The sequence below is a fragment of the Tautonia sp. JC769 genome, from assembly GCF_040717455.1.
Lineage (GTDB): Bacteria > Planctomycetota > Planctomycetia > Isosphaerales > Isosphaeraceae > Tautonia.
Genome location: NZ_JBFEFH010000007.1, coordinates 250,360 through 272,794, shown reverse-complemented (window position 1 = coordinate 272,794; position 22,435 = coordinate 250,360). Strand labels below are relative to the sequence as shown.

The window sequence follows — 22,435 nt, the reverse complement described above, 5'->3', positions numbered from 1 at the left end:
CCGCCGCGCCGGGGTTCGGCGGTCGGCGGGCCTCGACGGGGCCGCTTGAGGAGCGGGCCCGGGGGATCAATACAGCAGGATGATGTCGAGGCCGTAGGTGAACTGGCTGCCGGAGACGCCGGCATTGTAGGGCGTGCCGTACTGGGCCCAGTCCCATCGGGTCTCGGGGCGGATCCAGAGGTTCGGGCAGGGCTTGTAGATCAGGCCGAGCGTCTGCTCGTAGTAGCGGTCGGCGAAGCCGGTGCGGAAACCGTCGACGTCCCAGAAGACTTCGCTCCGCCAGACGCCGGTCCACTTCTCGTCGAACTGGTAGAGGAACCAGTTGCCGAAGCTGGCCCAGCGCGACGGGGCTCGGGCGACGACCTGCCCGCCGGCGTCGATCGGCACGTTCTCCTCATAGCCGATGTCGTTCTCGAGCACCTGGGTGAGCCGGTCGGTCCACTGGTAGCTGAGCACGGTCGTCCAGAGGTGGGTGAAGTTGCCGGAGTAGCCGTTGTTGGAGACCTCGACCAGCGGGCCGCCCTCGATGGCTTCGACGAAGAATTTATCCGACTGATTGGTGGCGTAGCTGTAGACAAACGTGAGGTTGAGCTTGTCCTGCAGGCCGGTGTAGCTGAAGCCGCCCATGTAGGTCCAGACGAGGTTGGCGTTCTGGAAATCGTCCCAGCCCTGGGGCATGCCGTTGTAGATGACCAGGTTGTCGTTGACGTTCCAGGTGCTCATCAGGCCCCAGTGGGTGAACGGCTGGCCGAAGGTGAACATGTAGGGGACCGACAGCAAGGGCCGGCCGATCGCCGGCACGACCTCGTAGCCGTGCAGCGTGTACCAGCGGCCGAACTTCACGTCGAGGCCGCCCTCGGTCAGCACGGGCAGGTGGACCTCGCCGTAGAACTGCGGCAGGTCGATGCCCGCGAACTGCGTGGCCCCGAAGGCGCCGTCGAAGACGCCGCGCATCTTGGTGAAGGCGTGGTCGTGGCCGAAGAGGAAGTCGAGCCGGCCGCCGAAGTTGATCGTGTCGTCCTGGGTCAGCGGCTTCTCGAAGACGGTGTAGTACTGGTTGCCCCGCCAGTCGTTGGCGGCGTAGTTCGGGGTGACGCCGAAGTTGATGCCGTCGGCCGGGAAGGCGGGGTTGGCGGTGAAGCTGTTCTGGATCCAGCCGTAGATCTGCAGCGGATTCTCCTGGGCCCCGAACAGTTCCATGATGTAGCGGCGGGGCACGTCCGCCGTTTGGGCCTGCTCGGCGGCGGCTTCGGCCGTCGGCTGCTCACCGGCGTAGACGTTCTCGGCGGCGGGAAGCGCGTAGGGCTGTGCGGGGGGCGGGGCGGAGGATTCCCCCAGGGGCAGCGGCGCCAGGGGCTCCGGCGCGGCCGACGGCGGCAGCGGCGGCAATCCGCCCGACTCGACCTGGGCACCGGCCTCTCCCATGACACCGATGGATGCCAGAGCCGCTGCCCAACCTAGCCACTTCAATCGGTTCCTGGAATGGTACGGCACGCGCGGAGACCTCCTGTCTAATGCCGGACGACGTGTCTCGGGGGGGGAGCCGGCGGGAGAGACGCCGGGCGGATCGGCCGGCCGGGGGCTCGGCGAGGTCTCGCCGGCCAGGCTGGCACGTCCGTCGATCTCCGCCCTCGGGGCCGTCGTGACCATCGGGGGGGGGGTGGATTCCGATATCGCTGTATCTTCGGTTTTCGATCGGCCGGGCATGAGAATCGGTCGATTTGGCGAAGACCGGAGAACCCCTGCAAATGGCCCGATGGGCAAGATTGGGGGACTAGGCTCTTGCATTGGGCCGACGGACCGGGTATCTCTCCTCCCCATGCCAGGAATCAAGACGCGGTCGCGCCGCGCGCCGACGACCGTGCCGGGAGAATGCCGCACGTCTGAGAATCTCCAGATAACCCGCAGACCTCACCCGCTCCTCTCCCTGTCTCTCTCTCTCACGGAGTCCCTCCCAGCGATGGCTATGACCCCCGCCGACGTTCAGAAGATGGCCAAGGACGCCGGAACCCAGATTGTGGACCTGCGCTTCATCGACCTGCCCGGCATCTGGCAGCATTTCTCGATCCCGGTGCGCAACCTCACCGACGACCTGTTCGAGGACGGCCTGGGATTCGACGGCTCGAGCATCCGCGGCTACCAGCAGATTCAAGAGAGCGACATGCTCTTGCGGCCGGATCCGAGCACGGCGAAGCTCGATCCGTTCATGGCGGCGCCGACGCTCAGCCTGATCTGCAACGTGTACGACCCGGTGACGCTGGAGCCGTACAACCGGGACCCGCGGTACATCGCCCTGAAGGCGGAAGAGTACCTGAAGACGACCGGCATCGCCGACGTGAGCTACTGGGGCCCGGAGGCCGAGTTCTTCCTGTTCGACGACGTGCGGTACGAGCAGTCGTCGAGCACCGGGTTCTACAAGATCGACTCGAAGGAGGCGATCTGGAACTCGGCGAAGGACGAGGGGCCGAACCTCGGCTACAAGCTGCGGCACAAGGAGGGGTACTTCCCCGTCCCGCCGGCCGACACGCTGCAGGACATCCGCTCTGAGATGATCCTGGTGATGGAGGAGCTGGGCATCCCGATCGACCTGCACCACCACGAGGTCGGCACCGCCGGCCAGTGCGAGATCGGCATGCGGTTCGACACCCTGCGGGAGATGGCCGACAAGGTCCTCTACTACAAGTACGTCATCAAGAACGTGGCGCGCAAGCACGGCAAGACCGCGACGTTCATGCCCAAGCCGATGTTCGGCGACAACGGCTCGGGGATGCACACGCACCAGAGCCTCTGGAAGGGGGGCACGAACCTCTTCTTCGACGACACGAAGTACGCCGGGTTGTCGGACACGGCCCGCCACTACATCGGCGGCATCTTGAAGCATGCCGACAGCCTGCTGGCCCTGACGAACCCGACGACCAACTCGTATCGCCGGCTCGTCCCCGGTTACGAGGCCCCGGTGAACCTGGTGTACAGCCAGCGGAACCGATCGGCCGCCATCCGGATCCCGCTCTACAGCAAGAGCGCCAAGGGCAAGCGGATCGAGTTCCGCTGCCCCGACCCGTCGTGCAACCCGTACCTGGCCTTCACGGCGCTCTTGATGGCCGGCCTGGACGGGATCCAGAACAAGATCGACCCGGGCGAGCCGATGGACCGCGACCTCTACGACCTCGAGCCCGAGGAGGCCGTGAAGATCCAGAGCACCCCGCACTCGCTGGCCGAGGCGCTCAACGCCCTGGAGAAGGACCACGACTACCTGCTCAAGGGAGACGTGTTCACCCCGGACGTGATCGAGACCTGGATCAGCTACAAGCGCGAGCGGGAGCTGGAACAGGTCAATCTGCGGCCGGTGCCGTACGAGTTCTACCTCTACTTCGACATCTGATCGAGCTGCCGAGGACGGCCGCACCGACCCCGGCCGATCGGCATGATGTGCCGTCGGCCGGGCGTTGCGAGCGATCGGCGCTCGCGCACCGCGCACACCAACGGCCCGGCTTCGACCCTCATTCGATATGGGGCGATCGAAGCCGGGCCGTTCTGCGTTGGACCGGCCGGCCGGTGGGGAGGGGCCGGCCGATCGGAGCGTGAGAGGCGATGAGTCGGCTGGGATCGACGGTCAGCGGGAGCCGCCCGGGCCGGAGAGGTCGGGGCCGCCCTGGGGGACCTTGGCGAGGATGGCGTCGGGGTCGGCCTCGACGTCTCCCTTGCAGCCGGCGCAGCAGACGAAGACGTCGCGGTCCTTGACGGTGACCTTGACGGGGACGCCCATTGAGCCGAGCGGTTCGTCGGTGACGGGGCAGGCCTTCTGGACGAGGGCCAGCTCGGCGTCGGCCTCGGGGAGCTGCCGGACATACTCGATTTGCTCGGCGGTCAGCTCGCCCTCGGCGGGGGCGGCGTCGGTGTCGGTCGTCTCGGCGGGTTCGGCGTCGCCGGGCATCCCGGTGGTCGGGGCCGGCTCGACCGGGGCGTCGTCGTTCGAGGCGCATCCGGCGACGAGGGCGAACATCAGGGCCGAGGCCGAGGCGGTCCAGGGGGCAATCCAGCGGGTCATGGACGCGAGTTCCTGTCGGTGGCGGGGAGAATCACGGAGGGCCGGCCCCGGGAACCGTCCCGAGGTCCAAGTTCCGCGAGGAAACCATGTTCCAACGATTGTAGCGCCGGGGGCGAGGGATGACCAGCCGTCACTCGGTCCCGGGCCCCGGGCATGCGGCCGCCCGGGGTGGCAGGGACGCGATGATCGAGGGCGGGGCGGTGCCCGATCGGCCGGGTCAGCGACCGAGGCGATCGCGGGAGGCGGCGGCCTTCTGGAGGACCTGGGCCTCGTCGAGCGGGTTCCGGGGGTGCTCGGAGAGGCAGTTCGGGATGGCGACCTTGACGGGGGCCTTCAGGCCGAGGTCGGCGTTATGCACATAGAAGCGCCCCTTGGGGAGCTGGGCCACGTCCTGGCCGCCGCCGCCCTTGAGCTTGATCTGCTCCTGGATGACGTCGAGGGCGGCGGGGGAGCTGGCCTTGCCGTAGAAGTGGGTGGAGCAGTTGCCGATGATCTTGTTGTCGATGTCCTTGGGGTTCTGGGTGGCGAAGACCAGGCCGAGGCCGTACTTGCGGGCCTGGGCGGCGAGGCGGATGAGGCTGTCCTTGCATGCCGATGCCTTGACGGACGGGACGAAGTCCCTGGCCTCGTCGAGGACGAGCAGGCCGCGGAGCGGCCGGGAGCCGGGGTTCGGGTTCAGCTTGATCCAGGAGAAGAGGGTCATGGCGAGCTGATTGAGGAAGTGACGCTGGGCCTCCAGGTTGGCGAGGCCGATGAAGTTCAGGACCGAGACGCGGACCTTCTCCGAGGGGCGGTCGTCGCCGAAGAGGACGGCCGGGTCGAGCGGGGTGCCCTGGGACCGCAGGAGGGGGTTGGTGGCGATGGCGACCTTGAGGGCGTCGGCCATCTCGGCCCCGAGTTCGGGCTCCTGGTTCACGCCGAGTCCGCCGTCGATCGGGAGATCATTCAGGAGGGAGATGAAGGCGTCGAGCCGCCCGCCACCTTGCCTGGCGAAGCGGCGGAGCCAGTGGTGGAGGACGCCGCGTTTCTTCTGGGACTTCTGGGAATTCCCGGGGCAGACGATCGGTTCGAGCGCGGCGGCGGCCATGGCGACGGCGCTTTCCAACTCGTCGCCGTCGTCGGCGACGGCGGCGAGGTCGGGGAGGGGTTCGAAGGCGACGGGGTTGCCCGACTCCTTGCCGGGGGTCCAGAGGACGACCTCGGTCGATCGGTGGTAGCGGTCGGCCCGGTCGGGGTCGTCGGGTCGCCAGCCGTCGGGGGGGGACGGCCAGCGCTGGTCGAGCGCGGCCAGGTCGTTGGCGCAATCGACGACGATCGACGGGATGCCCGCCAGCGCGGCCTCCTCGACGAGTCGCTTGACGAGGACGGTCTTGCCCGAGCCCGCGCCGGCGAGGATGACCGTGTGCTTGGAGAGGCCGCCGAGGGTCATCGTAACCGGGTCGTTGGTGGGGGTGCTGCCCTGGAGGCGCCAGCCGACGGTGATCGTGCTGGGGGCCGGGTTGGTCGGCGGCGGCGGCGGAGGCGGTGGGGGTTCTGGCCCGCCGGAATCGTCAGCAACATTGGATTCTTGGTCCGAGGATATTGAATCGTCTTGATTCGTTTCGGGCGTGCTGGGGCCGAGGAGCAAGGGGCTGGGCGCGAGTTCGCGGATGAGTTCGAGCGAGGAGAGGGGCTTGCGGTTTTGGAGCCAGGGGCGGAATAGCTCGTCGCCATCGAGCTTGAGGCGATGGAGCGCGGCCAGGGTGCGGAGGTCGTTCTCGGTCGGCTTGAGAAATTTGCCGCCGGCGGCCGCGAACGATTCCATCATCTTGGATGTCTTCGCCCCGCCCGGGAACGGGAGGGTGCGGACGATGCGGAGGTGGCGGAACGGGAGGTCGCGGTCGATGCCCGACTGGGTCATGGCGAGGTTGAGACGCGACTGATAGGCGATCGCCTTGTCGTGCTGGATGACACGGATGCAGAAGTGTTCTTCCCGGCCGTTCTCGGCCTGGAAGATGAGCCGGAGGCGGGCGTGGAGGGGTTTGGTGGTCTTGCCGCCGGCGAAGTCGGTGTCGATGATCGCGTCGACCTCGGGGGGCCAACCCGGCTCGCGCTCCCAGAGCAAGCACTGGAGCGCCGTCTGGAACACGGGGGCGAGGGATTCGTCGTCGGTCAGGGTGGAGAGGTCGACGTTTGAGCAAGTTTTTGCGAAGTGCGCATCAAACTGTTCGAACTCGCGAACAGGCACGATAGGCTTGCCGCATTTCTCGAATTCGGTGATTTCCTCAAGGGTGTCGGAATGCAGGAGGGCGATGCGGCATTGCTCGCATTTCTGCAGGACTTCGCGGGGTGTGCTGGCGCCGAGCTTGGCGAAGGCACTGGGGTGGAAGGGCCAGGTCTCGCCCGGCTGGGGGGCGTAGCCGACGGCCTGGAAGGCGAGGGAGAGGCGGCTGCGGGCGATGGCCTCGTTGATGGCGGCGGAGGGGGCGACGTCGAGGCGCCGGGGGGGCTCGAAGCGGTCGATCACTGAGTGGAGGACGGAGTGGTCCAGGTGTCTCCAGGTGGCCTCGATGCAACTGACGATGGCGAGGGTCTTGCGGGTCGTGTCCCGGAGGGCGCCGAGGCCGCTGCCGATGTGGGAGATGATGGCGCGGGCCTTGTTGAAGCCCTCGGGGGAGTCGTCGGCCAGCTCGCGGTGGGAGAGCTCGGTGACGATCGGGTCGAGCTGGTCGAAGGCCAGGACGGTGGGGCCACAGAGGCTCATGATCCAGGAGAGGGCCTCGACGATCTTCCTCGGCTCCTCGCGGTCGGCGGTGTAGCCGAGGGGAATGCGTTCCTCGGGGTCGAGGGGCTGGGACTGGAGCCAGGTCATCCCGAGGTTGACGATGTTGAAGTCGGTCGAATTGAGGCAGGCGAGGGCGCGGATCGTGTTCTGATATTTGAGGATTTCCTGCGGGTGGACCTTGTGCAGGACGGTGAGGATCTTCTGGATGTCGTTCTTCAGGTTGGCCGAGGGGCGCTCGGCCATGAGCTTGAGGACCTCGGCGGCGGGCTTGTCGGGGCCGAGCCGGCCGATGAGGTTGCGCAGGAGGCACTGGTGCTGGAAGGCTTCGTCCTCGTAGGGGACCTGGAGCGAGAGGACGTAGCCCTGGAGGACGGTCTCCCAGAAGTCTCGGACGTCGGTCATGTCGACCAGGACGAACCCGGCGCGGCGGCGGGCGGCCTTGCGGCGGAAGGAGCCGAGCAGGTGGGTCTTCCCGGTGCCGGCGCTACCGGTGATGACCCAGCCGAGGGGGGATTGGGCCTGTTTGGACTGGGCCATGGCGTCGAGCTTGGCGGCGAACTCGCGGCGGAGGTTCTCGTGCAGGCCGGGGACGTCGGTCTCGGTATTGCGCCAGACGCTGGAGAGGTGCATGGCCCAGTCGAAATCGGCCTGGCGGAGGGCGTCGAGCCGCGATTGGCGGAGGGACGCCCCGGGCGTCGCGGGAGGGGTCATGAACCGTGACCTCCGAGATAGATGAGGTGGCGGGGGTCGCCGGCCGGGGTCATGAGGACGGCCTCGCGGTCGCGCGGGGTGATTTCCAGGGGGTTATCGAGGCGGTAGAGGGCGGCCCGGCCGCTGGTCGCCAGATGCAGGAGGGCGTCGTCGAGCGCCGGGCGCGGGACATCGGCCAGGGCCTCGCGGAGGTCGGCCAGGCGGACGCGGACATTGCCCCGGCCGTCGGAGAGGTGGTGGTAGGCGTCGAGGATGCGCTGGGGGAGGTCGGCGGGGGGGATCGGCCGGGGAGTCGCGCGGAAGAAGTCGGCGAGGCTCAGATTGTTGGCCGAGAGGAAGCGGTCGAGCTGGGCGAGGAAGCCCGAGAGGACGGGGACGACGTTGGCGCGGGTAGAGAGGGGGGCAGTGGTGTGTTCGGCGAGGTAGTTCCAGCCTTTTTCCGAGAGGGAGAGGTGAAGCACGCGACGTCTGCCAGTCGCAGGTTCGCGCGATTCTTCTTCCGTGAACCCGGCGGCCTTCAGGCGCTTGCGGACCTTGGGGTCGACCTTGGGCTTGTCGAGGTCTTTGAGCGGAGAATCGCCACCGATGACGGCAAGTCGCCAGAGGAGGACTCGGTCGCTCGGTTCCGGTTCGTAGCTCATTGCGGGGTGCTCCGGGGCGTTGGCTGGGGGTGTCGGAAGCGGACGACGTCTCGGATCTTGTCGAGGGCGAGGAAGGGGTCCTGAACGACCTCGTCGTGGGGGAGTCGGAGGACGAGGAAGCCGCTGATGAGCAGGTGGTAATCGCGGCTGCGGTCGGCGGAGAAGGAGGCGCGGGAGGAGTGGAAGCTGTAGCCGTCGATCTCGACGACCACTTTCCCCTCGGGCCAGAGGAGATCGACGAGGAAGGACGGGCCGCGTCGGGACTGGACGCGGACATTGTGGTGAAAGAGCGGGCCGAGGTCCGGGTCGGTCGCGAGGAGGGCAGCGAGCTTCTGCTCCCCGGGGCTGTACGGGTGCGGCCGGCCGACGACCGGCCAGACGCGGTGGGCCTGCTCGTCGTCGGTCGGGAGGCGGCCGGTCGGCTGGTCCGGGGGGAGGATGCGGACGGGGCGGAAGCTGATCGGGTCCAGCTCGCTGGAGTCGGCGAGGGCCTCGGGGATGACGACCAGGACCCGCGCCGAGGTTTCCCGGGCCAGCCACTCGGCGCAGCGGGCGAGGGCGAGGAGCCGGCCCGGCTCGGGGGGGTGGTCGCCGATGCCGAGGGCGACGATCAGGTTGCCCGGGGCGATGGCCAGCGCGAGCTGCCGGGCCTGGAGGGCGGGGGCGAACTCGGGGAGGGTGGGCGGCTGCCGGTTCTGGCAGCGCGAGGCGGCCTTGCGGAACCAGGGGAGGACGAGGTCCTTGCGGGGTCGATCGGCCAGATCCGGCCCGAGGGCCATGAGCCGTTGCCAGGAGAGGGCGGCCGGGCCGTCGTCGCGGAGCGGGACCGAATCGCCGTACCAGGAGGGCCAGAGGGCGAGGGCGACCTCGGCCAGGTCGGCGATGGCGGCATCGAGGATCGCGGCGGGGCCGGGGATCGGGTCGAGGAGGACCGAGACGAGGCGGGAGCCGTCGGGATCGGGGAGCGATTCGCGCAGGGCGGCGAGCGCATCCGGGACGCTGTCGGCCAGGAGCAGGCGGGCCTGGCCGTCGGCCATCGCGGCGATCGGGTCGGGCCGGGAGGCGGGCATTGACGGAAGCAACTCGGTGGGACGCTCGGTCGGGATTGCCCCGAAAGATCAGCTACCGTTCAGGGCCACGCGGCCGGTAGGTGAGGGGCAATCCCGTTCTGTTCATGCTCCCGAGTGTGCATCCGTCGCTGCGGCATTGCAAGGGGGTCGAGCCGGCGGAGGGGTCGTCAGGTGTTTACGAGACGCGACTCGCCGCGGACCATCTGGCGGGTCATGACGGCGAAGTGGGTGTGCATGACGCAGCGGGTGGCGAAGGTGAAGAGGAAGCGGAGGGGGCGGCGGCGGAGCAGGAGCTTGCGGAGGGTACGGGCGTAGACGGGGCGGAAGGGCTTGGTGCGGGGGTCTCGCCAGATGCGGGCGAGGATGGTGGCGGCGGCGATGATGATGCCGATGTGCTGGAGGACGTAGGAGACGGGGCGGTGGCGTCGCATCCAGGCCATCTTGGCGGCGCCGAGGGGGATGGCGCGGTCGGTGAAGAGGGAGTCGAAGCGCTTGAAGTATTCCTCGGGGTCGTAGAGGCGGTCCATCAGGTCGAGCCAGCCGTCGCGCATCTCGTGGACGGACATCTGCAGGGGGATGATGTTGGTGGCGATGGTCGGGTCGTCGGCGGCGGGGTTGTCGAGGCGGCCCTCGGCCATGAGGCGGTCGTAGAGCGGGGTGCTCGGGATCGCCGAGAGCATGCCGGCCATGACGTTGGGGATGCGGGCGGCGGTGAGGAACTCGAACTGGCGGTCGAAGACGGTCAGGTCGTCGGAGTCGAAGCCGACGATCATGCCGGCGTAGACCTCGATGCCGGCGTCCTGGATCTTGTGGACGCGGTCGATCATCGTGAAGCCCTTCTTCACGTTCTGGATCTTCTTGGTCTCGAGCAGGGCCTCCTCGTCGGGGCTCTCGATGCCGACGAAGACGGTGTTCATGCTGGCCTCGGTCATCAGCGCCAGCAGCTCGTCGTCCTCGGAGAGGTTGAGGCTGGCCTCGGTGCCGAGGACGACGGGGTAGCCGTTCTTGTGCTGCCAGGCGATGATGGCGCGGAGGATCTCCTTGGCGGCCTTCTTGTTGCCGATGAAGTTGTCGTCGACGAGGAAGATCATGCGGGCCCCCTGGCGGTACTGGTAGTCGATCTCCTCGACGACCATCTCGGGGGTCTTGATGCGGGGCCGGCGGCCGAAGATGACGATGATGTCGCAGAACTCGCACTGGAAGGGGCAGCCGCGCGAGGTCTGGACGCATCCCATGGCGTACTCGTCGAACTTGACGAGGTCGTAGCGGGGCATGGGGACCTTGGTCATGTCGGTCTTGTCGGCCTGCTCGTAGCGGTCGGCGTGCTCGCCGCGCTGCCACTCGTCGAGGAAGCGGGGCCAGGTCTCCTCGGCCTCGCCGATGAAGGCGACGTCGACGAGCCCTTCGAAGGCCTCCCAGCCCTCGGCGACGGTGATCCAGGGGCCGCCGACGATGGTGAAGTGGCCGCGGTCCTTCAGTTCCCGGAGGATCTCGATCATGCGGTCGCGCTGGACGGTCATGCCGGTGACGCCGACGAGGTCGAAGCCGTCGAGGTCGTCGAAGTCGAGGTCGTCGATGTTCTCATCGATGACGACGACCTCGTGCTCTTCGGGGGTCAGGCCGGCGATGGTCGGCAGGGCCAGCACGGGCATGTTGCACTTCTTGCCCATCAAGGGGAGGCCGTGGTTCAGCCCCCAGAAGGAGGTCGGGAATCGCGGGTTGATCAGGCAGATGCGGGCCATGGGCAAGTCCGATCCTTCGGGTTGTGACGGGAGGACGGGGCGGTTGGCACTTCGGCTCGGGTTCGAGACGGCTCGAAAGAGGGGGTCGAATGAGGCTAACCGCGATGGGTCCCTCGTGCCAACGGGAAGTTCCGGGAAATTGGCGGACGTCGGGGGCCGTGTCGACTCCCGCGAGGACCCCTCGGCGGCGGGGCGACGCCGGGATCGGGCCTCGCGGCACGGCGCCCGCTCCGGGCGGCCCGCGGGGGGTTACATTCGCCGGGCCTCCGGGGCGGGGAGGACAACGGATCGCCTTGCCTGGCCAAAAATCCGCCGCATGCGGTGCGGCGGGACGAGGGACGATGACGCAAGGTGTTGCTCCGTCGTGAGTTATCCGGACGGACGGGGGCGGAACGGGACTTGCGTGGCGGCATGCGTCGAACGATACCCTGTCCGGTGCCGATCCCCCTGGAGTTTCCCTGATGCCTCGTCGCGGGTTTACGTTGATCGAACTGCTGGTCGTCATCGCCATCATCGGCGTTTTGATCGCGCTCTTGCTCCCGGCGGTGCAGTCGGCCCGAGAGGCCGCACGCCGGATGCAATGCACGAACAACCTGAAGCAGCTCGGGCTGGCGCTGCACGGCTATCACGATGCGGTGGGCGGCCTGCCCCCGACGCTGGTCATCACGGGGACCGGGGGGGCCGTGGCCTGGACGAACAGCTTCGGCGCCCACCCGCGCATCCTGCCTTATGTCGAGCAGGGGGCCATCTCCAGCGCCTTGAACTTCGACATCGAGATGTATGATCCGTCGAATTTGACCGCGACCGCGACCCGGCTCTCGTTGCTCGTCTGCCCGAGCGAGGTCCAGCAGGAGTTCACCCACGACCGGGGAGGTCGGATGAGCGTCTGCAATTATGGCTACTGCACGGGGGACTGGTTCGTCTGGGGGGGGACCGGGACGACCCTGAAGGGGCGTTCGGCCTTCGGGCCGATGCTGTCGAGGAACTGGGCGGCGTTCCGGGACGGCCTGAGCAACACGATCCTGCTGTCCGAGGGGAGGTCGTACCAGGAGTACTATCGGGACTGCCCGACGCTCGCGAACATCAACGACCCGGCCAACGTCCCGCCGCCGGACGCCGACCCGCACGCGGTCGCCCCCGAGTACCTCGGCGGCTGCGCCTTCCGGGCCGAGGGGCACAATGAGTGGGTCGAGTCGGCCACCCACCACACCGGCTTCACGACCGCCTGGCCCCCGAACCGGACGATCTCCGGGGGCCCGAACGGCGAATATGCCGACCTCGACCTGACGAGCAGGCGCGAGAAGATCGGCGGGCCCACCTTCGCCGCGATCACGGCCCGGAGCTACCACCCCGGGGGCGTCAACGCCCTGTTCGGCGACGGGAGCGTGCGATTCGTCAAGGAGACGGTCAACGGCTTCACCTGGCGGGCGCTCGGGACCGTGGCGGGCGGCGAGGTGATCAGCGCCGATTCGTACTGACGACCGGTCACGCGCACAAGGGCCTGCAATGACGGGGCGGGAGGCGTCGAGGGACGCCCCCGCCCTTCTGTGATTGGTCGCCTGCTCGGGATTTGCTGCTGACGCTCCGGCGGGATGTCGGGCGCACCGTCTTTGCGTGTCGGGCTGGTCCGGGTGGGCTGAGGAGTGGCCCCTCCCGGCGGAAACCGGTGCCCGGGGGTGAGGACCCGCGATCGAGGGCCGGTCGCGTCGACCGGCCGGCGAACGACGCGGGCCGGTCCGCGTCGCGGCCGCGGCCGCGGGGCGTTCGCGGTACGCCCGACGGCCCGGGGGACTGGACCCGAGACACCGCCGCGACGCGGGGCTTAGAATCGAGTCCACGGCCCCTGGGGCGTCCGAGGACGCCGGAATGGTCGAACGGCTTCGTGTCCTTCGGTCTGCTCCGTTTGCTTCGGGTGTGCCGTTGTGGTGTGTGTGTGTGTCTTGACCCGATCTCTCGGTTCCGTCGAGAACGAATGATGCTGACGCATTTGACCGTTGCCGCGGAGGCGGCACTGCTCGGGAGGTCCTGGGCGATGTTCAGGCACCTGAGCCGCCAGGAATCCCCCCTGGACCCGAGCGAGGTCTGGGGGCGGATGGCGCGGGGGGGGCTTCGGTTCGACCGAATCTATCCCCCCCAGGTGGTGGTGGGCCTGATCCTGTGGCTGTATCGGCGGTCGCGCGTGTACCGGAACCACCGGATCGGGATCGAGAAGCATTACGACGTGTCGAATGAGTTCTACGAGTTGTTCCTGGATCGGGAGTACATGTTCTACACCTATGGGGACTTCAATCGGCCGGGCGAGACCCTCGAAGAGGCTCAGGAGAACAAGGCCGCATTCATCGCCCGTCTGATCGACCCGAGGCCCGGCGAGATCATCCTCGAACTCGGTTGCGGTTGGGGGGGGATGCTGAAGAAGATCGCCGGGATGACGAACGACCGCGAGAACCTCGTCGGCTATACGCTGTCCAGGGAGCAGGTGGACTCGATCAGGGAGAGGCTGGGGCTCCGCGTCGAATTCAAGGATGCCATCACCTGCGAGTACCCGAGGGAGCATTTCGACGCGATCTACTCGATCGGCATCATGGAGCATGTGAGGAACCACCAATTGGAGCGGTTCTCGCGGACGCTTCGCGACGCGTTGAAGCCGGGCGGGCGCATCGTGCACCACTTCTTCTGCAAGAGCACGCCCGGGACGGTGCCGACGATCCTCCCCGGATTCGAGGTCTTCCCCGGCTCGGAGCTGGCCGCCCTGGAAGAACACCTGAGGGTCTTCGACAGGGCCGGCTTCCGGATCGTCCATCACTCGATCCACGACTATCGCCCGACGCTGGAGGCGTGGTTCGATCGGCTCGCCGAAAACCGACGCAGGGCGATCGAACTGGTCGGCGTCAGGACCTACAATCTGTACCTGGCATATCTCGCGAACGCGTGGAGGGTCTTCGACGACAGGGACCTGCTTCCCATGCGGATCGCCCTGCGGAAAGCCTGATTGCGGGGCCTTGAATCGCGGCGGAACCGGTCGGGGACGCTCGACGGCGTCCCGCCCGTCATCACGGGCGAGGCGGACGGAGCATCCCTCACGCTCAGGGGTCATTCCGGCCCGCCGGGGGCGTTTCATTGGCGCAAATCATCGCGGGAGGGCGGGACGATGGGCGAGGCCAGCGATCGGGAGGGAGGGGCGGGGCCGGGGGCGTCGGTGTCGGCGAAGCTGCAATTGACGCTGCCGGGGGGGATGCTGGATCTGGATGTGACGTTGCCGACGAGGCCGGTGGCGCTGGAGGAGCTGTTGCCGCTGGCGAGGGCGATGGAAGACAGGGTGGTCGAGCTGACGGTGCATCAGGTGGAGGCGGAGGGGCGTCGGGTGTCGTGCAGGGCCGGGTGCGGGGCGTGCTGCAGGCAGCTCGTGCCGGTCTCGGAGGTGGAGGCGAGGCGGGTTGCGGCCATGGTCGAGGCGATGCCGGGGCCGAGGCGGTCGGCGGTGCTCGCCCGGTTCGGGGAGGCGGTCCGGCGGCTCGACGAGGCGGGGGTGCTGGGGCCGCTGCGGTCGGACGATCGGAGGACAATGGACCGGGAGGCGAGGGGGAGGCTGGGGAGGGCCTACTTCGCGGCGGGGGTCCCCTGCCCGTTCCTGGAGGACGAGTCGTGCTCGATCCATCCGGAACGCCCCCTGGTCTGCCGGGAGTACCTGGTGACCTCGCATCCCGAGCATTGCGCGAGGCCGACGCCGGGGGCGGTCGAGGGGGTGACGCTGCCCGGCTCGCTCTGGATGGCCTTCGCGAGGCTCTGCGACCCGTCTCCCGAGGCGGAGACGATCAACTGGGTCCCCCTGGTGCTGGCGCCCGAGTGGGCGGCCTCGCATCCGGAGGGGCCTCCCCCGAGGCCCGCTCCCGACCTGTTCCGCGACCTGATCGCCCGGTTCGCGGGCCGGGCCGATCCGGCGATGGGGCCGGCGGGCCGGGATGATCGGGGGCCCGGCGCGTCGGCGGGCGACGGCTCGGAGGGGTGACGAGCCGAGGGGGATGGGGCCACGGACGCCGGCCCGCCCCCGGGCGGCTGGCATGAAATTCGCCCGGGTTGATCCCAGGAATCACGATTGGTCGACGGGCGCCGGGCGGCGCCGCCGAGGCGGTCGCTCGCGGGTTCTCGGCCGGCGGGCACGCCCCGGCGCCCTCGCTTGAATCGGCGACGGCCCGGCGGCCCGACGAATCATCCCGACATCATTTGAGAGACACCAGGGAGAAGCCGGACCATGCGCGCAATCACATCGACACTGATCCTGCTGGTTGCGGCGAGCGTCGCCGCGCCGGGCTGCTCGACGGGGCAAGACGAGGTGGTCCCCCCCGCGGGGGCGGCGGGCGTCTCGGCCTCGGGCGTCGAGCGAGGCGGCATGGCGCTGGTGGTCCCGTATCTGCCCGATGCCGGTTACGTCGTCCTGGCGATCCTGGTGGGCCTGATCCTGGCGGTGGCGTTTCAATTGTTGCTGACGAACGTGTCGGTCGCGGCCGGGATCTCGATGCTCGGCCCCCTCGACGAGGGGGACAACGGCCGGGACGGCCGGAAGAGGCGGGGGAACAAAGGCGGGCTGCCCTCGACCGAGGAGATCGCCGAGGAGGCCCGCGAGATCACCGGCGCCTTCGGCCTCTGGGCGGCCATCACCACGGCCATCTCGCTCTTCGCCGCCTGCTGGCTGGCCGGCGAGCTGGGCCTGATCGAGCGTCAGGTGGCCCTGAGCGACGAGCAGCAGGGGTGGACCAACGTGCTGCTCGGGACCCTGATCGGCCTGACGATCTGGGCGCTGTTCTATACGCTCTTGACGATGCTGGAGGGCATGGCGGTCACGTCGGCGGTGGGGACCCTGATCCGGACGGCGATGGCCGGGTTCCGGTCGGTGGCCTCGGCGACCTCGTCGTTCTTCGAGCCCTCGGCCAAGCAGCAGGCGTCCGACGTGGCCGGCGAGATGACGAAGGCCGTGGCCGACGTCTTGCAACGCGACGGCGACGCCCAGCGCCTGAAGCGAGAGCTGCGCGACTACCTCCGCGAGTTGAAGCCGAGGCCGGTCGACCCTGGGGCGATCCGCCGACAGGTCTCGGGCCTGCTCGACGACCTGGAACTGCACGTGGCGTCGGCCGACGGCTCCGGGCCGGTGATCGACGTCGAGGGGGTGGTCGCCGACCTGCAGAGCCGGGGGACGCTCGGCACGAGGGAGGTCGAGTCGGTCCGTCGGGGGCTCTCGGAGGCGATCGACGTCATCCGCGTCGAGGCCGCCGACCCGAGCAAGGGGCCGGCCGAGAAGGCCATCGACTCCGCCCAGCGACTGACGGGCCGCTCTCGGAGGTCGGCCGAGGCGGGCCGTCGCCGCGTGGAGGAGTATCTCCGCGACACCGACCTGGCGGAGCTGAACCCGGAGGGGATCAAGCGGGACCTGACCCGCCTGGTCACCGAGCCCCGGGTCGGGGCGGCCGCCCTGCAAGCCAGGCTGGCGATGGTCGACCGGGAGACGGTCCGGTCGCTGCTGGAAGCCCGAGGCGATGTCGATTCGGACCAGGCCGACCGCATCGCCGGGACGATCGAGGAGGTGGTGGCCTCGGTCGCGTCGATGGCCGGGACCGGCCGGGAGGAGATGGATCGGCGGCTCTCGCAGGTGGAGGGGGGGGCCGATTCGGTCCGTCGCGGCGCCGAGCGGAAGATCCGGGACTACCTCGACTCGCTCGGCCAGCCGGAGCTGAATTACGACGACATCAAGGATGACGTCGCGCTGCTCTTCCACGACCCGAAGGCGGGTGCCGAGGGCCTGCGGAACCGTTGGCAAGCGATGGACCGCGACACCCTGCGGGCCGTGATCGCTTCGAGCCGATCGGACCTGGACGAGGACGACGCCGAGGCGTTGCTCGCCCGACTGGAATCGGTCCGGGACGAGGCGCTGGCCCAGGCCGACAAGCTGAAGTCGAAGGCCCGTCGCGAACTCCGCCGCGCTCGCCAGGAGGCCCTGGAGCAGGCCGAGGAGGTGCGCAAGGTCGCGGCCGACGCCGCCTGGTGGTCGTTCGGCATCGCGGCGGTCTCCAGCGTCGCGGCGATCGTCGGGGGGATCCTCGGCGCCTCGGACCTGTTCGCCGACGACGGGGCGCGGGGCAGGCGCCCGGTCGTCCCCGCGACCACCTCGGCCCCGGCCCCGATGGTCCCCGGCGAGGCCGCCGACCCCGACGCTGCGGCCGCGACGACCGACCCCGATGTCGATGCCGACGCCGACGCTGCCCCCCTGGTCGGCACGAGGGCCGACGCCGAGGCCCGTCGTCGGGGCGCCTCCGACCCGGTCGGGCAGGCCGATTCGCCCGATCCTTCGGCGCGGGTCCCGGTCGCCGAGGACCCCGAGGCCGCCGGCGCGGGCCAGGTTGATGCTGCCGGGGGCGAGTCGGGGACGACCTTCGATGCGTCGCAGGAGGTCGATCTCCCCGGCGGCCCGCCGGAGGATCGCGGCGGCGAGGTCACCATCCGGGAGGAGCCGCAACCCGCCTCCGAGCCATCCGGCGGGGACGAGCGCGAGGCCCCCGTTCAGGAGGAGCCGCAAGGCAGCCCCGAGCCGAGGGTCGAGGACGCTCCTTCCCCCGCCCAGGGTGGTGGCGACACCGGGAGCGATGCCGGGGGACCCGGCGGCGGCGAGGTCCCCGTGCAGGACGAGCCGGAGCCGACGGCCGATCCGGGAGGATGAATCGGAGGGTGACGGTCTCGGGCCGATCGGGGGCGCGGCGGATCCATCCGACGGCAATGGCCCGGACGATCCGCCGTCGCGTCGATCGGGACTCCACGATCGATCCCTCGGGAACCGCCCGAGGCGACGACGACGCGGCCTCGCAAATGAATGTGAGCACGTGCAAGAGCGTGGTCGTGATGGAGCGGCGTCGGATGCCCCCCTGCCCCGGTCGCGAGCCGGGCCCCCGGAAGCCGCCCTCGAACGGCACGGCCGAGGAGATCCGTTTCCAAGGGGCTGACCGATGGCCAGCCCCTGACGCGATCGGCCCATTCGGGTCAGATGCGTTGATTGTTGTCGATGGTTCCGGGTATCGGCGTCAGAACGCGAAGCCGGAGCGAAGTCCGTAGCCGGGATAGCCATAGTCGATCGACGGGATCCCCAGGCCGTAGTCGGAGTAGAAGGTATTATAGGAGTTGTAGTAGTCGTTCAGGGCGCCGGTGTAGATGCCGCCGTAGGTGTCGAACCCGGTGTTGAAGGCGGTGTTGAAGCCGGTTTCGTAGCCATCGGGGTCGAGGTAGCCCGAGTCGTAGTAGTCGTCGAACCCGGTGTTGTAGAGGTCGCCGTAGTAGCCGAAGGAGTCGTTGTAGAGGCCGGCGAGGTTGCTGCCGAAGCCGGCGAAGGCGCTGCCGAACGTGTCGTAGGCGCCGCCGAAGTCGAAGCCGCCGAACCCGAGCTGCCGGGCGGTGCCGGTCTGTGAGGCGGCCAGGGCCAGGCGCCCGGGGGTGCCGGCGGTGTGCGCGAGGCTGGCGTTGGGGATGAGGCCGAACCGGGAGAGGCGGTTGCCGAACCGGGTGTAGGCGTCGGCGTAGTGCTCGTTGACCTGGTCGACGCGCCGCAGGAATTGATCGCGGAACCGGTCGACCGCCGTCGAGAAGCGTTCCTGGAAGGGGCCGACCTCGTCGGGTCCGAAGGCCCTGACGCCCCGGAGGTAGATCCTGCGGAACTGGTCCTGCTGCTGGGCGAAGGTCCGATTGAAGTGGTCGATCTGGCGGAGATAGGAGGAGTGGAACTGGTCGATCGTCCTCCGGAACTGCTCGACCCGGAGATCCTCCACGTCGGTCCCGACGACCTGTCGGGCTCGCTGGAGGGAAATGGTCGTTCGGGTCTCGGCCGGGGCCTCGGGTATCGCGGCCTGGACGGCCTCGGGTTGCGCCTCCGCCAGGGTCGGGACGGTGACGGAGAGGACGAGACGGTCGTCAAGGCGTTCGAGGGTCGGTCGGCGCGAACCCTTGGACGGCCGTCGAGGGCGGTTGGTGAAAATCTTCCACATGGGTGAATGTCTCTCGTGGTCGATCGGGATCCGTTCGTCGTCGTGTGAGGAGACTTCGCCGCCATCAGAGACGAAGCGCATGGAAGTGGTGCAATCTGCATGCCTTGGGACGAGGAAGCTGGTTGGCGCGATGCGCGAAGCCGGGGAAAGGGAGGGCAACGGATCGGCAGCGGCCTCGGGGCCGTCGCGCGACCCCTTGGAGCCGTAAGAGGGGAGCGGGGCCTGGGGCGGGCGCGAGCCGAACGTTAGGAAGGTCGGTCGGCATCGGGGTGACGGCCCGGGGTTTCGCCGTCGTCGTCCTCGGTTTGAGAGGAGAGGGCGCGGTGGGGGACGGTGGCGACGCCGAGCGGTTCCTTGAAGGTGAGCGTGCGATAGGGGAAGGGGATCTCGATGTCGGCGTCGTTGAGCGACCGCTTGACCGCGGCGACGACCTCGTCTCGGGAGCGGCGGATCTCCAGGGGGTGCGATCCGGTCCACCAGGTCACCTCGAAGTCGATGCTGCTGTCGCCGAAGCCGCTGGCGAAGATCTCGACCGCCTTGCGTTTCGAGACCGTCGGGAGCGGCTCGACGGCGGCTCGAATGACCTCTCGGGAGCGGTCGACGTCTTCGCCATAGGCGACGCCGCAGATGATGGTCGTGCGTCGAATGTCGAGGTCGGTCCGCACCGTGACGGCATTCATGAACAAGGTGGCGTTGGGGATGACCACGCGCTGGCCGTCGACCTGGCGGATGTGCGTGTCCCGGATCGTGATCTCCTCGACGAACCCTTCGAGCGTCTGGCACTCGATGAAGTCGCCCAGTTGGAACGGCTCGCGGAGCAGGATGAGCATGCCGGCGATGAAGTTCTCGAAGATGTCCTTGAACGCGAATCCGACGGCGATCGACCCCAGGCCCAGCGCCGTCAGGGCCTTGGCCGGGGTGACCGTGGGGAAGATGATGACGGCCGAGGTGAGCAACCCGGCGACCCAGACGAGGATGTAGGCGAGCTGGCGGAACAATTCGCCGAGCGACTTGCGGAGCCTCGTCCTCCGGAACAGGTTGTTCAAGGCGCGGTCGACCCCGATGGCGAGCAGCCAGGTCATCAGCAGGAAGGCCACGCCGATCGCCAACTGCGGCAGGATGGAGAGGAAATCGGTCAGCAGTTTGCGGAGGCTGTTCAACACGATGCGATTCGGATCCATGACGCTCATCCCGGGGCATTCGGCGCGATCGGCAATAAGGATGTTGGTGTTCGGCTGGGGGACTTCCCCCGGCCCTGGGCCGAGCAAATCGAGGGCCGATTGGGGCTCGGTCGGATCGTGCGTGAATGAGTGGCGTTGTCGCTGCGTTGGCGCGCTGGACTGGCCGATCGCCGTCAAGCCGTCCGAGCGGAGATGGCTGCGCTTGACCGGGTTGACGACCGGCCGCTAAGATGACGCGGTGGCAAAGGGGGACCCCCTTTTTGCGTGTTGTGTTGCCGATCCCGAGATCGCCCCGGCTCCGGGGCCGAGCGTGCCGAGCGACCATGAAGACCGAGCCCCAACCTCGCCACCATCACGAGGGCGAGCCGCCCCCCGAGTCGTTGATTCACCACGACGAGCCGACGATGCTCGAGCAGTGGATCCGTCGGATGATCCAGAGAGGGCCGGGGTTCTGGGCGGGCGTGCTCCTGATCCTGGCCGGCCTGGTCGGCGGGCTCTGGATCGCCTATCGCATCGGCGGGCCGAATCAGGCGGGCGTGGCGGCCTGGAACGAACTGGCCTCGATCGGCGTGGCGCCGTCGGCCGCGGCCGCCTTCGGCGCCGACCCGAACGCGGGCCTGCCCGAGCGGCTCAAGGGGATTGCCGAGACGCATCCCGACACGGCCGCCGCCCAGTGGGCCCGCTTGCGGGCCGCCTCGCTGTTGCTGAACGAGGGGTCGGCCGAGCTGGCGACCTCGCGGCGATCGGCCGGGGCGGGCAAGGTGGTCGAGGCCGATGACCTGTTCAATGCGGTCTACAACGACGCGGAGTCGAACGACGCGTTGAAGCGCCTGGCGGCGCTCGGCCGAGCCCGGGCGGCCGAGGCCCGGATGGGCCTGAATGCCGACGATGCCGACCACGCGAAGCTCGATGACGTGGTGGCGCTGTACGAAGCGGTGATCGAGGAGTTTCCCGAGACTCCCGAGGCGACTCAGGCCACCGGCACCCTGAAACGGCTGCGGCGGAGCGACAGCATCGCCTTCTACGAGGCCCTGTCGGCGTACGAGCCGAGCGCCTCGGCCGGAGGCCCCGCGGGGCTTGGCCTGCCCGGCCTGAACCTGGCGCCGGGGGCATCGAGCCCCTTGGAAGGGATGTTCGGCTTGCCTCCGGGTGGCGGGAGCCCCGGTGGTTTGCCCGGCGGCACGATTCCGGGGCTGGAAGGGCTGGATCTGTCTCCCTCGATCGATCTGAGTTCGCCCTCCGATTCCGAGTCGCCGGCTGATGCCCCCGACTTGCCTGCCCCCGTCGGCCTGCCGGATCTGCCCCCCGCGACGACCGAGGACCCGGCGGCGGACGTGCCGGTGACCCCGGCCCCCGAGCCGGCCCCGGGCGAGTCGGCGACGGAGACGCCGGCCCCTGCCCCGACGGAGACGCCGGCCCCGGAGGCGCCGCGGGTGCCTGATGATCCGTTCGGAACATCGACGCCTGCCCCTGCTCCGGTCGAGCCGGAGCCGGCGCCTGTCGATCCGGAACCGGCCGCGGAACCCCCGGCTCCGGCTCCGAGCGGGGAATTGCCGGATGAGGTGTTCCCATCCGGCGGTCCAGGCGCCCGCTGACGAGCGGAGGAGCGATGACAACCGGGAACGCGCGGCAGGTTCAAGTGGCCGACGCGCTCATCCTGGTGGCGGCAACCGCGATCGGATTGGCCTGGGGCCGCGAGTCCCTGGGGGTCGCGATCTCGGGCGAGGGGGTGGGACTCCTCGCTCGTGAGTTCGACGCCCCGAGGCCGATGACGTTCGCGGAGCGGCTCCGCCAGTTCACGATGGGGGCCGCTCGCCTGCTGGCCTGCGGTTCGATCGCGGTGCTGATCGTCCGCCTCAGGCCACCCCGGCCGAGGCGGGCCCGGTTGATCTCGCAGCCGGGGACGGTGGCGGCGGCCGTGACAGCGGCCTACCTGCTCGTCGTCGCGGCCGGTTTCGTGCTTGCCGTCGTCATTCGGGCCAAGTACAAACCGACCTGGTCGGATTACGCGGGCCAGGCGGTGCCTCCCTATGAGATCGCGCAGGCCATCGGGGCGGTTTGGCTCGTGCTGGCCTTCGCCGGGCGATGGCGGCCCGAGCGGTGCTGGATCGACCGCCTGGGGATCGCCATCGGCCTGGCCTGGATCGGCCTGACGGTCGGCTCGAACCTGTTCGATTGGTGGTGAGCGGCGAACAAGGGACTTTGCGCGTTCGCCGGGGGGGTTCTGCTAGAATCGATCGAGAGGGCGTCGGGCCTGGGG

The 22,435-nt window shown here is 69.0% G+C and carries 15 protein-coding genes; 7 read left to right on the top strand and 8 right to left on the bottom strand.

Annotated features, from left to right (window positions below; genetic code table 11):
- Positions 1 to 66 precede the first annotated feature (66 nt).
- Positions 67 to 1,425, bottom strand: coding sequence for an outer membrane beta-barrel protein (locus tag AB1L88_RS10220; RefSeq protein ID WP_367096551.1), 1,359 nt, complete (start codon positions 1,423 to 1,425; stop codon positions 67 to 69).
- 541 nt (positions 1,426 to 1,966) lie between these two features.
- On the opposite strand from AB1L88_RS10220, the gene glnA reads away from it, so the two are divergent.
- Positions 1,967 to 3,382: a type I glutamate--ammonia ligase gene (gene glnA, locus AB1L88_RS10215; RefSeq protein ID WP_367096559.1), complete on the top strand. Its 1,416-nt coding sequence runs from the start codon at positions 1,967 to 1,969 to the stop codon at positions 3,380 to 3,382.
- Positions 3,383 to 3,613: 231 nt separating this feature from the next.
- On the opposite strand, the gene AB1L88_RS10210 is transcribed toward glnA, so the two are convergent.
- From AB1L88_RS10210 to AB1L88_RS10190, 5 genes are all read right to left on the bottom strand, one after another.
- Positions 3,614 to 4,048, bottom strand: coding sequence for a hypothetical protein (locus tag AB1L88_RS10210; RefSeq protein WP_367096550.1), 435 nt, complete (start codon positions 4,046 to 4,048; stop codon positions 3,614 to 3,616).
- Between the two features lie 217 nt (positions 4,049 to 4,265).
- Positions 4,266 to 7,523 carry a DUF87 domain-containing protein gene (locus AB1L88_RS10205; protein ID WP_367096549.1) on the bottom strand — a complete coding sequence of 1,086 codons (3,258 nt, stop codon included), beginning with the start codon at positions 7,521 to 7,523 and terminating at the stop codon, positions 4,266 to 4,268.
- Positions 7,520 to 8,164 (bottom strand): hypothetical protein, encoded by a 645-nt coding sequence (locus tag AB1L88_RS10200; protein WP_367096548.1) that lies wholly within the window; start codon positions 8,162 to 8,164, stop codon positions 7,520 to 7,522. Before AB1L88_RS10200 ends, AB1L88_RS10205 begins: the two co-directional genes overlap by 4 nt.
- The gene (locus AB1L88_RS10195; RefSeq protein ID WP_367096547.1) at positions 8,161 to 9,234 is read right to left on the bottom strand and encodes a DUF559 domain-containing protein; all 1,074 of its coding nucleotides are present in this window, start codon (positions 9,232 to 9,234) and stop codon (positions 8,161 to 8,163) included. The genes AB1L88_RS10200 and AB1L88_RS10195 overlap by 4 nt, the downstream gene beginning before the upstream one ends.
- 167 nt (positions 9,235 to 9,401) lie before the next feature.
- Positions 9,402 to 10,976: a DUF4070 domain-containing protein gene (locus AB1L88_RS10190; RefSeq protein WP_367096546.1), complete on the bottom strand. Its 1,575-nt coding sequence runs from the start codon at positions 10,974 to 10,976 to the stop codon at positions 9,402 to 9,404.
- A gap of 461 nt (positions 10,977 to 11,437) precedes the next feature.
- Here AB1L88_RS10190 and AB1L88_RS10185 point away from each other — a divergent pair, with 461 nt between their 5' ends.
- The 4 genes from AB1L88_RS10185 (at position 11,438) to AB1L88_RS10170 (ending at position 17,682) form a co-directional block, all read left to right on the top strand.
- On the top strand, positions 11,438 to 12,454 hold the full coding sequence (locus tag AB1L88_RS10185) for a DUF1559 domain-containing protein (protein ID WP_367096545.1): 1,017 nt from the start codon (positions 11,438 to 11,440) through the stop codon (positions 12,452 to 12,454).
- 554 nt (positions 12,455 to 13,008) lie between these two features.
- On the top strand, positions 13,009 to 13,965 hold the full coding sequence (locus AB1L88_RS10180; protein WP_367096544.1) for a class I SAM-dependent methyltransferase: 957 nt from the start codon (positions 13,009 to 13,011) through the stop codon (positions 13,963 to 13,965).
- Positions 13,966 to 14,124: 159 nt separating this feature from the next.
- Positions 14,125 to 14,982, top strand: coding sequence for a YkgJ family cysteine cluster protein (locus AB1L88_RS10175; RefSeq protein ID WP_367096543.1), 858 nt, complete (start codon positions 14,125 to 14,127; stop codon positions 14,980 to 14,982).
- Positions 14,983 to 15,225: 243 nt separating this feature from the next.
- Positions 15,226 to 17,682, top strand: coding sequence for a hypothetical protein (locus tag AB1L88_RS10170; RefSeq protein WP_367096542.1), 2,457 nt, complete (start codon positions 15,226 to 15,228; stop codon positions 17,680 to 17,682).
- A 358-nt stretch (positions 17,683 to 18,040) separates the two neighbouring features.
- Here AB1L88_RS10170 and AB1L88_RS10165 read toward each other — a convergent pair whose 3' ends face one another.
- Together AB1L88_RS10165 and AB1L88_RS10160 are read right to left on the bottom strand one after the other, a co-directional pair.
- Positions 18,041 to 18,994: a hypothetical protein gene (locus AB1L88_RS10165; protein ID WP_367096541.1), complete on the bottom strand. Its 954-nt coding sequence runs from the start codon at positions 18,992 to 18,994 to the stop codon at positions 18,041 to 18,043.
- Between the two features lie 245 nt (positions 18,995 to 19,239).
- Positions 19,240 to 20,175 carry a mechanosensitive ion channel family protein gene (locus tag AB1L88_RS10160; protein WP_367096540.1) on the bottom strand — a complete coding sequence of 312 codons (936 nt, stop codon included), beginning with the start codon at positions 20,173 to 20,175 and terminating at the stop codon, positions 19,240 to 19,242.
- 323 nt (positions 20,176 to 20,498) lie between these two features.
- Here AB1L88_RS10160 and AB1L88_RS10155 point away from each other — a divergent pair, with 323 nt between their 5' ends.
- Complete coding sequence (locus AB1L88_RS10155) at positions 20,499 to 21,770, top strand: hypothetical protein (RefSeq protein WP_367096539.1); 1,272 nt, start codon at positions 20,499 to 20,501, stop codon at positions 21,768 to 21,770.
- A gap of 14 nt (positions 21,771 to 21,784) precedes the next feature.
- Positions 21,785 to 22,360, top strand: a complete 576-nt coding sequence (locus AB1L88_RS10150) for a hypothetical protein (protein ID WP_367096538.1) — start codon at positions 21,785 to 21,787, stop codon at positions 22,358 to 22,360.
- Positions 22,361 to 22,435 lie beyond the last annotated feature (75 nt).